The sequence below is a fragment of the Microbulbifer echini genome (assembly GCF_041447225.1).
Taxonomy (GTDB): domain Bacteria; phylum Pseudomonadota; class Gammaproteobacteria; order Pseudomonadales; family Cellvibrionaceae; genus Microbulbifer; species Microbulbifer echini.
In genome coordinates, this window is the sequence record NZ_JBGMEL010000017.1 from 39,261 (window position 1) to 52,347 (window position 13,087).

The window sequence follows — 13,087 nt, forward strand, 5'->3', positions numbered from 1 at the left end:
CCGCCGTGCGGGGCTTTTTCTTTTACCGTCTAAATCCTAGTAGAAACTAACTTAGACACTCTGGCTTGTGGCTGTCGCAATAATGTCATCACTAGCCTTCTCACTGATCATATAAACCGGCACCACTATAAAGAAGCCAGGGATGCGCGGGAATACCGAGGCGTCCACCACGCGCAGATTATTGGTGCCATGTACGCGGAATTTGCTATCCACCACCGCCATAGGATCACTGGCCGGCCCCATTTTGTTCGAGCAGGAAGCATGATGACCCCAGGACTGATTTTTAACGAAGTCCCCAATCTGCTGATTTGATTGCACTCCAGCGCCAGGCAACACTTCTCTCGATACACGTTCGCTGACAACTGGACCGGACATGATATCCCGGGAAATCTTCACCCCCTCAATCACCGCCTGCAGATCATCTCCCGAGGTATCATTACCCTCACCGAAGTAGTGAAAATTAATATCTGGAGTATCCCGCGGATCAGATGAACGCAGGGTTACCCGACCTGCCGTATTATTCGTGTGGCCCTTCAGTACGATCCAGGAGAAGCGGTCCTTATAATTTCTCAGTGCCTCAGAGTACCCCGGGAAGTAGCCGTGGAAGTCCGAAGGTACACCGAAGATAAACAGGTCTGGGTCTTCCAGATCAGGCTTAGAGCGTTTTACCAGGGAAAGCACAGGGCCATTACCACTATAAGGCCCCTTATTCAGCCAGCCGTAGCGATAGCGGTTCAAGCAGGGATCGCCCTCCTCCCCCCAAGTACAGTCCTTCAATAAAGCCAGATCCTCAGTCATCTCACTAACCACACCCACTTCGTAGCGGTCCTGTAGATTTTCACCCACACCCGGTAAGTCAACGATTGGATCAATACCATGGTCTCGAAGCTCATGCGCAGGACCCACTCCGGAAAGCTTCAACAGCTGCGGGCTATTAAAGGCGCCTCCAGATAGAATAACCTCCCGGTTGGCCCGCACCTGACGTAGAGTACCCGCGGAGCCGCCTTCATCATAATAAGGATCTGCTTTATACAAACTCGCGCCGTCCAGAAACTCCACGCCAACCGCCGTATTGCCCTCAAACAGCACACGTGTCGCCAAGGCATTAGTGCGAATATGCAGCAGGCTGGGATAAATAGCCTGAGTATCCAGCAAATGCTCACGGACACCACTGCGTCTACTCCGACTATCCGCAGCCATCGGTGTAATGAACGGCCCCTCCTGTCCACTGGCAACATCCCAGTGGTTGATATCCAAGTTCAGCTTGCCTTTAATAATCTGTTCAATCGCCCCCTCCAAACCGTATTTGGCCAGTGACGCTTTGACGATTTTTAAAATGGTCGGATCTTCCAACAACAAAGCCGGGTTACCGCGATTTGTGGGCAACCAACCATCAAACCCATGACGTGAAGGGTTCGAAAAGATCGGACGAGACACATACTCACAGCGCTCAATGCGCTGGAAATAGCGCCGCATATTCCAGCTTTCCCAGGAGCTGTCACCAGTACTTTCCGCAATACGATCGAAATCATTGTTGTGGGGGTAGACAGTGATCAACGCATGGTGGGTAGTGCAACCACCAATCGTAGCGGCCCGAGGGTAAAGAATCCCCTTCCCTGCCACATACTTACTATCCAACTTTTGTTGATTGAGATCCGCATAGTGCTTAACAAAAAAATCCCAGCTTAACTTACGATCCTCTGATGCAAAAGGGTGCCAAGCAGGGATATTGTGTGTATCGTCGCTGGAATCATTGGCTCCCGCCTCGAGAACCAGCACTGAGAATCCTGCCCTGGCCAAGTTTGCCGCAAGTGGGCCGCCACCCGCCCCCGAGCCAACAATCACATAGTCGTAAACATCATGGAATTCGTTAGCGCTACCGGAAACCGCTGCACTTAACCCTGTGGTTGCAGCCCCCGCAGCCAAGCCAACCTGAAGTGCGCGTTTGGTAAAAGTTCGCCGAGTAACGCCTTCTTCACAATTTTTTTTATCGGGTGTTTTTTTACTATCCATACTGGTTATTCACTTTAATTTTTTGAGGATCGCATAACGTCCTATGGGTGTTTAAACAGTAAAACCTAAATGAGCCAACCACGCCCGAGCCTTAAAAAGGCTCTCAGCCAGCGTAACGCTGAAGCTTACTAAAGCAATCCCATAAATCCCTTTTCCGGACAGACCTCTCAAAAACAACGCAAAGAAAAACCTAAATCACTTCACTCAAATTCAAAATTGACGCAAGTCAATTTAGAAATAGTACGCCATAGAAGAAATCTTAAAAGCTAACCATTAATCCATTTCGCCAAACCAACTAAAGAAACTGACTTTGCAGGCACCAACCGTAAATGACCTGCCAGCAAGATTATTTATGCGTCAGACTCTAACATTGAAAACATATGACACCATTCGACCCACCTCCTTAAGCAAGCAGCCACCCAACAGGCATGTGGAATATTTTTGATTAACACCTCCCGTTAACTTAATAGCGGTTACCAAAAGCGACGAAAAATTTAACAATGTGAAATTTTGACTCGGAGATCTTCGAATTTTCTACAATAAAACAACCCAACGATCGTACTTGTTGCGTTACATGCCAGGACATAGTTATCATTTCTCTCAACAAAAAAAGAAATATAAAAAACCTAGCCACCCTAACAAATGAGCTCCCGCACCTTGGTATACCAAACACCAACTTACAGGTGGGCACCAAAAGGCATAGCCGCTTCCAAGGAGAATTCTATGCCACTCGATAGAAGTGACATTTCCAGCAACGCTTTCCCCGAACCTTCTCCCACAACCAATCGTGGGCCTTTCGTTTTAATACGATTTATTAAAGAGGCGGAAACGAGAAAAACACACCCCGCACAGAAGATAAAAAAACTAGCGAATCAAAAAAATTGTAAAACGCTCCCAACAAACTAAAAAAAATTCGACATAAGGTAGCATGCGAGGTCCTCGCCCTTTGTGAACATCACATCTAGATTGTTAATCTAGAACATTTTTTAAGAAAAATTTCAGTCGCTCGATATAGACAAGGAGAACAAACCATGCCCAACATTGTCCGGAATCGTACTGTCGCCACCAGCAGCAATGACATGCTGGCTGATTTAAGCGCCGCTCTGGGAGTCACTCAAGCCAATATGCGCTGCATTGGCGTGATGATACAAGCAGGAAAAACTCTAACGTCATTAAGCAACATAAAGAAGACGATCGGAGGCGGGCACGTTTCACCATTTGTAGTGAACGCAAATGGCCTACAGAGCTGGGATGAAGTTTGTGATAGTAGTTGGCAAACCTGGGCGCAAAACTCGGCAACAGGTCAAACTCACAACACAGTCAATGATGTTATGTTCTACCCAAGCTCAGCCAACGACATCACAATTTACGTTCATCCTGCAACAGATACCGAGGTAGCCACCGTCGTTAACAGAGCTCAACAACTATTGAATGCCACCAGTCTGGTTTACAATCACAAGCCAACACTAACCTCCAACTTCCCAACTTCCGGAGATTGCGTCACAAAGAGCGCCTGGGTAATGGAAGCATTTTCCTACTCCAAACCCATGCAAGGCGCAGTGACGCCATGGGGACAAGCCGTTATCTATGAAGCCTATACATCTCCGGTGAACTTCATGAGTAGCTGGGTTAAAATTAAAAACAAAGGCTGCAAACTTGGAGTAATGGGAATATAGTCAGCGCAAGTTAAGCGCAACAATCTGAAGACCTATCCCCAGTGACCCGACAATGAATATGCTGAATAGCAATCTTCATTGTCGGGATACCAACGTCCACACGAACGCAGATCATCCAGTGCTATAGTTATCTCACCGATAGCACAACGCTAATCCACTACCGGAGTTACCTGCAATGATCTACTTATTCATGCACGCCAAATTGAAAGACTTTGATAAGTGGAAAACGATTCTCACAGATTTTATGCCTACCCTCGAAGAAATGGGAGCCACCGATACATCCATTTATCGGGATGTGGACAATACGAGTGATATTACCGTTATTCACAAATTTCCCTCAAAAGAGAAAGCGGAGGCATTCGTTAACAGCCCTGCGCTACATAAATCCCGGAAAAAAGCTGAGGTGGTTGGTACGCCTGAGATTTGATATACTGAAAAATTATAAACACATTAATCTTTCACAAAGGACTCCAAAATTAATGGGCCCCACATCAGCAGGGAAAAACCCTACTTAACCCTCACCTAAATATTATTTTACACACTTAAGTCAAGCAGCTCGCAGAGCAAGCTCAGATCTGAGTTTTTTTCTCTCTGCTCGCTCGACCTATTCTGGTCAGCCGTGGGACGCCTCTATTTATGGGTAACCCCCGAAAAATCCCTGAGCACTGGGTATGGAAAAGTCATTGACTGACAGCTTTAAAACTCAGAACATAATTTTCAATTACAGATTCTCAGAAGCTCCCTGAAAAGAACAGAATGAAATGACTTGCTCGTCACGCCAACTGATAACTATAGCATTCCCCACCGATCTTGATAGATCCACCTGAGACCCTTCGCTAATCCAACCGGGAATGTTGAGTAATGATCAGCCCCGCTTACTATTTCATCTTCAAGATGAAAATCTTGTAATTTTCTCGACCTTAAACGCGCAACAAACTTCCTATGCCCGCTGACCATATCATTTCGCACCCTGTCATTCTCAGTAGTTTCCAGAGCACCCGTCGCTAAATATACATTAGCATTCAGGGAAGTGTGCGTTCTTGAGTACGCTTCCTCAAGGTCAAAAATTATTTCATTTTTATACCAAAGCGATGGACTTGTTAGGATATAGCTGGAAAATAATTCAGGCTTGGTCAATAATACCCAGGCACCAAAAGACCCCCCAAGAGATTGACCCACCAAGATTCTTCTAGAGGAGCTGGCCCGATAGTTCTCCTCAACAAACGGAATAACTTCATCCTCAATAAACCTCAAATACTCTGGCGCACCTCCAGTTTTATAGCGCTTCCAACTTGGATCCAAAACAGGAGTGAGGTCTCGAACCCGGCTAAATTGACCATTTTCGCCATGGGCAAAAGCGATACCAACCATTATCGACTTATCCATACTTTTCAAGTGTGCAATGCCAGCAGCCACCTTAAAAGTATAGGGCCCGTCATTAAGGTATAGTACAGGATATATTTTCCCTGTATTTTTCCTCTCGGAGTACCCTGATGGGGTTTTAATGTATATATCATATTTACGCCCCAGTATTTTTGACTGAATTGTAAATATTTTACCCCCCTCTATTTCAAAATTTTTCGATTCCCGAACCACAACCTCTTCAGCCGCGACCTGAAAATATGAAAAGAAAATTACCACCGTGAACACAAACCTAAACATACAACCTCTACCTTTATTAATCTTAAAATAATGCTTATCCGTCCTGACGCATTAAATTGAGGAAAACCACACAAAGGAATCCTACAAAAACACTCAGAAACTAGATAGCCCCGAAATCTAAGAGGAACAGCTAATGACTGGCTTAATCGAGAGATTGCTCGGCTCACACTGACCTAGCGATACCCTCCCTAGAACAGCGACTACCTATAAACACTCAAATCATTATTAACATGATCGATATGCTTATAAAAAACCTCCAGTGCTTTTCCCGTTAAATTATTTGAAGCTGGAAGATCCAATCCAAGAGGATCTATTGCCTTACCATTTTTATGAACTTCATAGTGCAGATGCCGACCCTGAACTCTACCCGTAGCACCCAAGAAGCCTATCACCTGCCCTTGCTCCACTGTTACACCCGATTTAATGCCTTTAGCATAACCCTTCAGGTGCGCATAAACAGTTTGAATACCTGATCTATGACCAATTCGGATATAATTCCCAAAACTACCAAAGTAAGAAGCCCTCTCTACTATTCCATCTCCAGCGGCCAGTATGGGAGTCCCCAATGGCGCACCGAAATCTAATCCATTATGCATTCTGGTATACCCCAGAACGGGATGTTTACGCCTACCATAATAGGAAGATAACCGTGCATTCTCTAGTGGAGTTTTCATTAGAAAGCTCCTCGAACTTTTCCCATCAGGGTGGTAGTAATCAACGCTTCCAGACTTTTCATCTTGATATCGGTAAAGTGTCACTATGCTATTTGCCAATGCCAATTCCGCAAACTTGATGGAATGAAAAATTTCACTGCCATCTATGTCGTCCCGCACCGTGTTATAGAACACAGTGAATTGATCACCAGAGAGAATCTCACGTTGAAAATCTATTTCATAACTTAGAATCTCATTCAACTTTGCTAAAGCTGCATGAGATAAACCAAGCCTTAGCCCGGTATTATAGAAACTCCCGGCAATCTCACCTTCAACATAATGGCTCTGCAAGGTGGTTGAATTCTTATACTTTACAGCGAAAAACCCCTGATCGTCCCTCTTAACCTCAAGTCTCTCTGCAAATCCCAAGCTTACACGAATACTCTGAAACCGTGATCGCCCATCAAATACCAAGCGAAATCTCTCCCCAACCGCTAGAGTATTCACATCGAGGTACTTTGATAAGATCCGCACAACTATAATAGCATCCTCACGCACGATCATATTTTCAGCCAGCAAGGATAGTAGGCCTTGATTTTTAGAAAGAAAAACATCCTTTTCCAAATCAACCGCATTCACTGTGGCAACAGCAGTAGCTTGTGATTTTAAAGTATCAATAGCCCCTTCAACTAACATTAAAGGAGTTTGATCTGACTCAAAAGATAAAACTTTTGATAAAACACCAGTGTTAAACTTATAAATATCTGCACTCTGGGAAGGAGCTTTCGCCTCCACCAACTTTAGCGACAGAAAAATCCCTAGTAAGATGGCAATAAACTTACGAATCTTTCCTCCATAGACCATTGAATACTGACAGGGAGTCTGCGCATTTAGTACAGATTTAGATTGCAGGTTCTCCATACATCAACCAAACCACAGGGACAATAAATGCTCAGGATTGGCTCGCTCACCATGCTCTATTAATTCAAAGTGAAGGTGAGGACCGGTTACCTTTCCAGAAACACCAACCGTTCCAATTTTCTGACCCGCTTTTACCTTTTGCCCAACCTCTACCTCCCTAGAATCTAAGTGTGAATAAAGTGTCTGGGAGTTATCTCCATGATCAATAATAATAATTTTTCCGTAATTCTTATGCTTATAGTGATCGGTTGAAACAACAATAACGCCACCAGCAGGTGCCACTATCACCGTCCCCAGCGCTGCTACGAAATCGGTACCTCGATGCGGATTTTTTCTAATGGAGCTCAAATCACCAAATTGGCTGCTTACACGGGCATTCTGAATCGGCACTATCCAACCCCCTCCATCAGGACTAGCTGCCGACAAACCAGGATTAACTAAAACTCCACCAACAGTAAAAAGCAAAGTAAAGAAGATAAGTGATACCCTTAACACTCCCAGCTTCAACTTCTCAGGGGGCGTACCTCCATGTGAAGCATCCATAATATTTATCATTCTTCTTTTAAAGAAAGAGACCTGGCTGACTGTATCAAATGTTGAAAAAGCGACACCCCCTTTATAGCTAGCAGTCTCCGCGCACTGTCGTAGCGTACGCAACATTGCCCGAGCATATATTTTTCCACTCCCAGAAGCAGAGCGCCTCAACACTTGCCGATCGCAGCTAAGCTCAACAGCCCACAGAAATTGCTCTTTAAACCACCGAATAAACGGAGCAAACCACAAAAAACAACCCAATATATGAACAGACATGATCAATATCGGGTCACGCCTTTTGATGTGGGTTAGCTCATGCTCAATGACTAGCGATTTCTCTCGGGCATCCATCGACATTAAATAGCTTGGCAAAACGAGTTTTAGATTAATTAAACCAAAGACAAATGGCGAGCATTTAGCTTTGGTAAAAATCACCTCAATATTATTTTTAGCCAGGTAATCATATTGTGACCTGCACAGTAGGTCGCCAACAACCTGCTTATTAAAAACAACTTCACCAGATATCCCCAGCTCATTCGCCAGTCTATACTGCTTTCGAAGCATCAATAGCAGACTTAAAAATACCCCACCAACATATAAAATCATCCAGCAAGCTGCGAAAGTATCGACACTGTTCAGCGTTAGTGTCCTATTTTCCGCTACAGGACTTTCGTTCTGGTTCGGGTCTGGAACTGCAGCAGGTAATACCAGATCATAGCTTAACTCAGGAATAAGGCGCGCCGCTGAAAGATCTAACCATTGTGCAAGGAAAAATGGCAAGCTAATTACACATAAAGCGCACAGCCAGAAGCTCCGCCAATAATGAATAACCCTTAGCTTGGCGCCAGTTAAAGAAATAAAACTACGCACGCAAATATAGATGAAACAGACCCACAAAAGGGTAAAAATAGATACAATTAGAAGGTTGAGTGCATAGGGGGATAGAGAAGATATTATTTCCAGCATATTAACTCACAACCTCCATTTTAATCTTCATCTGGCCAGCTATTTAACATTTCTTGTAACTCTTCTAATTCCCTCTCATCCATTAACTTGCTATTAGCAAACATGGCGATAGGAAGAGGACCATCCAACTCAAGAACCCGCGTCGCAAAGTCGGTAGCATATTTGGCAAGTGTCTCGACCTTATCGAGGGCAGCTTTATAAACTTGGATACCGTGCACCTCTGACTGTATTACCAGCGACTTATCACGCATTCTGTCTAGCGTTTTCCGGGTCGAGGAATAAGACCATTGGAGTTCAAACTTCACCTTTTCATGTATTTCTCGAGCACTTAGTGGGCTTTGCTTCCAAAGTGCTTTCAGCAAGGAGAGTTCTGAGGGAGAGGGTTTGGTTTCTTTCATTGATTTTCTTCTTATGACTCAAGACGCACAATCGCTACACAATGCACAAGTATGCGACAAGTGTCGCAGCCGGTCAAATTGTATGTTTCAGCAAGTATCGACCTGAGACTTGATCATTTTTCAACCAGAAGCTAACAGCTGCAATAGAGCAACACACACCAAAAGACTTATAAGCTACAAACTTTTGGAGGACATCGGGGTAGCCATAGAAGTGATTACGATGAAAGGATAAAGAGGCATAGAGGAAGCTAGCTATGTAACAAGCACTTTCAGAGATGAAACGGGCATATCCTGGTAGCTATCTTACCTATTTCCTACTGGGTATAGAGCTCAGCCCAACCAAGACACCAGGGCAACTTGTAGCAGCCAACTTTTTTGACCACCGAACTTTGAGCATTCCATTATTTTTCTTACGCCATATTGGGTGGCAACCCAACATTGTTTTGGTGAGGCCTTATTTGGCTGTAGTAACCTATGATGTAACTGGCGTTTCCCTGTTGTGCCGAGGGGAATAATTTGTAGCCGATTTCCAGCACCCACTCTGTTTTTAAACTTCTGAATACGCAATTGATCGGCCGTGATAGCAGCGCCCTCTGGAGCTTTACCAGCTCGTTCCGCTCGCAACTTGCGGACCCATGACGCCATGGTGGATTTACTAACCCCCATGCCTTCACAAGCCTCTTTCAGCATGTCATTCTGATCAACTGCAAATTGCGCTGCCTCAAGCCGGAACTTGGAGCAAATCGTTTCTTTGATGACTTGGTCATTATTTCACCTGATCTCGCTGAGCACGACGATATCACTCAAAGTCAGCCGGCCAACTTCAGAGGGTAGGATCAAACCGACCCCTGCAAACTCAAACATACATTGCCTACTGTACTGAAAGCGCTCAGCTGCAGATGCTGTTATGTCGGTACGAGTAGGTAATCACACCTAGCTTGACTTCGCGAAGAAAGGAAAAGTTGACCACCACCGGAATAATAAAAGCCCCCAAAATATCTCAGATGCATATAACTGAATAGAGGCAACAGAACAGTCGGCTATTCGCAAAATTGCTCGCATAAGTGACTTACTAAAAATCAGACAGCCTCCAGCAGTTTATTATTTTTTTCAAACAGGCATTAACTCGCGCTCACCCAAATAACCTATACCCCAATAGTTTTATAGTAGGAAGATTCAAAAACCTCCAAATCACTACACCTCCTTTACAATTCGCGGCGAATAACTCACACAGATTTTCTCAAATGAATTGAAGAGATAAAAATTCCCACTCTACCCTATGAGAAATATTAGATATGAATGTTTGACAGACCTAGTCCGATGGATAATTTTAGCACTCAAGAAATACCAAGCTTAGCTTAATTTTCCAAACCATTAATAAGCAGGTAAAATGAAGTGCAGCGATCAACAACATCCTACAACTCGCCTATCAGACTACTTAAAACACCCTCATCATAGACATTAATTATATCCACCACAAAAAAAAGTTCATTCGACCGAATTGATCTTTTATAATAACTATTTTCTTCGCCCAAAATAATATTTTTGGAATTTCGCAAAAGGTTTTTAACGCTTCCTTTAAAAAAACGCCACTCAGTATCCAGCCTTAAGTCATTCATTGCCTCCAAAGCAAACACCTTTTCTTTTTGCTTGTAAAGGGACAATGGGTGGGAGTAAACACTATCGAAATATATTTCACTCCCAAAGTTAGGCGGGAGCGAAATAGCCCCACCTTCTTTACCGTAGGGAAAGTAATCATTTAGAGAAAAATGATTTGAATACAAGTATAGATGCCCAGCCCGGATATCAGCCTTTTTTATTGCCTCAAATAATGCAACCGATGAAAATTTATGATCATCATGACTATCTAAAAGCGGGTATGGTGCAACTATTAGATCTGGCTTTATCGCCAGCAATAAGTACCGAAGATTTTCTACTAGAGAGTTCCAGTCCGCCCCCCCAGACAACCCAGCGCTAAGACTCGAAACATTCATCTTTCTGTAAGTGTTTATATCCGAACTATTTGTGAAAATCGCACTTACCGGCCTGGCTTTATTTTTAAACATTCTCCTTATTGTACCGTCAAAAAAACCAAGGTTTATAGCTTGCTCTGGTTTTACGCCACCCAGCAATGGCACCGCAATACTGTTCCAGGTTCTTATCTCTCCTTTTTTTAAATAATGCTGCGCCTTATTTTCATATATTTCATCATACTTATACTCCCCAGCATCTCCTGCAGAAACCGTAACAATGTATGAGTTTTTATTATCGCTATACAACCCGTAAGCTGCTATTTCGGCATCATCAGGATGAGGCGCAAGAACAAATATCTTGAGGTTTTTTATATCAGGATTTTTGAAATCTATCAGCCGCACCGATTGATCATTAATTGAAGTATGTTTTCCATCCAAACTCACCTCCTCTCCCCCACCATAAGACAGAGAGCTAATATTGATATATCGAATCCCTTTTGCACCATGCTCAAAATACTGAGTAATAGTTGAATCTCCAATGCCAACCTCTACGCCAGGCTGGAGATACTCACCCATAAATGTCGTATTAACATTTAACTCGAGAAAGGTTGATCGATTTACATCATCCCTTTTAGGCAACGTGAACTTACCGCCCCTCAAAGCAAGATGAGTTACTGTTGCATTTGTATTATCAAATAGATACTCATAGTTCCTATCCACTTCGTAAGGATATATGGAAAAACGCTTTTCGGCGACAGCAAACACTACCGCAATTAATATAACGACAAAAACCTTAACTGACGGAATATTAATTTTTAACATCACACACTACTCCTTCCGGCGTATAGCAAAGGAGTGGGGATGCACCACCAAAACTTCGCCATTATTCCCCTACGTGAAAAAGGAGTATTTAGCAATAGAAAATAAACCAACCTTCACGCAGAGTGCCCTGCTGCACTTGGCAAATATCAGAGTAGCACATGAAAATTCAGAATTTATATAGCCTAAACACCTAGAGAAAAATCGACCCAGAAATAATATGAGCCACCTTACACAGGCCCAGCCAGACGCTATTCTTTAACAACAAATACCACTCCCTCTCACCTTATCTTCGTTGTTATTTTTACTTACCTTTTTGTTAATCTTGCAATAGCATCATTGACTGCTTAGGGAAAGAGAATATATGGGCTACACACTAAATACAGACAACAAACACACCCCCAGTTTTCACGAAAGTAATAATTTTTTATAGTCCCGCATTAAATTATCGATAACAACTTCCAACTTTTCCATGAAACCACTAGGGTTAACTAAAGCGCCTAACTCGCTTGCCATTAAAATAGGCAAATAGGCAAATAGGCAAATAGGCAAATAGGCAAATAGGCATTTTTTTACTCAAGAGAGGTATGTTCGCTATAAACAACGACAAATTCTCGCCCCCACTACCTCTTACAGGGCCACATAAAGACCGAAGAACGTTCAGCGAGTGCCATCAGAAAGGATTCCTGAACTGGATCTACTTCGGCTTTTTCGGCGTATACCTTTACATTGCGCTCGCTATTATCATGCTGGTTTTGGCGTAGCCCCATTCATTTTAAGAACCACCACAGCATTCATGAGAACTCACTACATGGTAGCCGGGTAGACAGTTACCAACTCGTCGAGGTGTCTGAGGACCCTATAGAATTACGCACCCACACGCCTGGATTCCATAACTTTTCCCACGGTATTTGACCTCATCAATCTCCATCCTCTGGTGGGCTGTATGTAGCTGGTTGTCAACATGGCTGGCATTAGATTGGAGGGGTGCGGTTGCACGCCAGTGTACGATTCATTGAAGTTTACCCCGGTGTAAACCACTCACAACACCTTCGTAGCAATGGATCTATTTTATCAACGGATGGAAGTGCTTTTAGTTCGTCCAGCTCTGAGCCAGCGATGGCGCAGCCTGCCGTGCTTAGAAGGGGGTTTTTAGTTGAGAATGACGATCACTCAAAGAATTTTACTAAGGTCCTCGCGCCAGGTATCGCGTGCTTTATCCATCGCTTCCTCCAGGGTCATAGACCAGGTTGATACGGCCCCCTGCTTGAGCGCCAACTCTTTCTCACTCAACGATAAGAGCATGCTCATCAACTTTTAGGGCCAGGGCAGCAGAGGGGATAATTTTTCTGCGATCACTCTTAGGGTTGGGTGTTGCCTCACTATAAGTAGCGGCCTTGGCTCGCAGTTGCTGTACATCCAGGGCGTGAACCTGACGATCATTACTTGTATTGCGTCGTGTTCAGACGGGT

General features: G+C 43.8%; 9 protein-coding genes and 1 pseudogene. 2 read left to right on the forward strand and 8 right to left on the reverse strand.

Annotated features, from left to right (window positions below):
• Window positions 1-51: 51 nt before the first annotated feature.
• Window positions 52-2,013: a GMC family oxidoreductase gene (locus ACCI51_RS15770; RefSeq protein WP_371844428.1), complete on the reverse strand. Its 1,962-nt coding sequence runs from the start codon at window positions 2,011-2,013 to the stop codon at window positions 52-54.
• Window positions 2,014-3,044: 1,031 nt separating this feature from the next.
• On the opposite strand from ACCI51_RS15770, the gene ACCI51_RS15775 reads away from it, so the two are divergent.
• A complete protein-coding gene (locus ACCI51_RS15775; protein ID WP_299588260.1) occupies window positions 3,045-3,689 on the forward strand; it encodes a hypothetical protein in 645 nt (214 codons plus the stop codon).
• A gap of 175 nt (window positions 3,690-3,864) precedes the next feature.
• Window positions 3,865-4,116 carry a DUF1330 domain-containing protein gene (locus ACCI51_RS15780; protein ID WP_371844429.1) on the forward strand — a complete coding sequence of 84 codons (252 nt, stop codon included), beginning with the start codon at window positions 3,865-3,867 and terminating at the stop codon, window positions 4,114-4,116.
• Between the two features lie 362 nt (window positions 4,117-4,478).
• Here ACCI51_RS15780 and ACCI51_RS15785 read toward each other — a convergent pair whose 3' ends face one another.
• From ACCI51_RS15785 to ACCI51_RS15815, 7 genes and pseudogenes are all read right to left on the reverse strand, one after another.
• A complete protein-coding gene (locus tag ACCI51_RS15785) occupies window positions 4,479-5,351 on the reverse strand; it encodes an alpha/beta hydrolase (protein ID WP_371844430.1) in 873 nt (290 codons plus the stop codon).
• A 200-nt stretch (window positions 5,352-5,551) separates the two neighbouring features.
• On the reverse strand, window positions 5,552-6,925 hold the full coding sequence (locus ACCI51_RS15790; protein ID WP_371844432.1) for a M23 family metallopeptidase: 1,374 nt from the start codon (window positions 6,923-6,925) through the stop codon (window positions 5,552-5,554).
• A gap of 3 nt (window positions 6,926-6,928) precedes the next feature.
• Window positions 6,929-8,425: a M23/M56 family metallopeptidase gene (locus ACCI51_RS15795; protein ID WP_371844434.1), complete on the reverse strand. Its 1,497-nt coding sequence runs from the start codon at window positions 8,423-8,425 to the stop codon at window positions 6,929-6,931.
• Window positions 8,426-8,445: 20 nt separating this feature from the next.
• The gene (locus tag ACCI51_RS15800; RefSeq protein WP_299588275.1) at window positions 8,446-8,823 is read right to left on the reverse strand and encodes a BlaI/MecI/CopY family transcriptional regulator; all 378 of its coding nucleotides are present in this window, start codon (window positions 8,821-8,823) and stop codon (window positions 8,446-8,448) included.
• A gap of 410 nt (window positions 8,824-9,233) precedes the next feature.
• Window positions 9,234-9,398: pseudogene (locus tag ACCI51_RS15805) on the reverse strand (IS3 family transposase); the annotation flags it as partial.
• A gap of 840 nt (window positions 9,399-10,238) precedes the next feature.
• On the reverse strand, window positions 10,239-11,618 hold the full coding sequence (locus ACCI51_RS15810; RefSeq protein WP_371844460.1) for a PIG-L deacetylase family protein: 1,380 nt from the start codon (window positions 11,616-11,618) through the stop codon (window positions 10,239-10,241).
• Between the two features lie 1,170 nt (window positions 11,619-12,788).
• Window positions 12,789-12,920: a hypothetical protein gene (locus ACCI51_RS15815; RefSeq protein WP_299589294.1), complete on the reverse strand. Its 132-nt coding sequence runs from the start codon at window positions 12,918-12,920 to the stop codon at window positions 12,789-12,791.
• Window positions 12,921-13,087: the final 167 nt, after the last annotated feature.

Excerpts from the sequence above, each read along its gene's own strand:
- ACCI51_RS15770 (WP_371844428.1), bottom strand. The coding sequence starts at position 2,013 with ATGGATAGTAAAAAAACACCCGATAAAAAAAATTGTGAAGAAGGCGTT.
- ACCI51_RS15775 (WP_299588260.1), top strand. The coding sequence starts at position 3,045 with ATGCCCAACATTGTCCGGAATCGTACTGTCGCCACCAGCAGCAATGAC.
- ACCI51_RS15780 (WP_371844429.1), top strand. The coding sequence starts at position 3,865 with ATGATCTACTTATTCATGCACGCCAAATTGAAAGACTTTGATAAGTGG.
- ACCI51_RS15785 (WP_371844430.1), bottom strand. The coding sequence starts at position 5,351 with ATGTTTAGGTTTGTGTTCACGGTGGTAATTTTCTTTTCATATTTTCAG.
- ACCI51_RS15790 (WP_371844432.1), bottom strand. The coding sequence starts at position 6,925 with ATGGAGAACCTGCAATCTAAATCTGTACTAAATGCGCAGACTCCCTGT.
- ACCI51_RS15795 (WP_371844434.1), bottom strand. The coding sequence starts at position 8,425 with ATGCTGGAAATAATATCTTCTCTATCCCCCTATGCACTCAACCTTCTA.
- ACCI51_RS15800 (WP_299588275.1), bottom strand. The coding sequence starts at position 8,823 with ATGAAAGAAACCAAACCCTCTCCCTCAGAACTCTCCTTGCTGAAAGCA.
- ACCI51_RS15810 (WP_371844460.1), bottom strand. The coding sequence starts at position 11,618 with ATGTTAAAAATTAATATTCCGTCAGTTAAGGTTTTTGTCGTTATATTA.
- ACCI51_RS15815 (WP_299589294.1), bottom strand. The coding sequence starts at position 12,920 with ATGCTCTTATCGTTGAGTGAGAAAGAGTTGGCGCTCAAGCAGGGGGCC.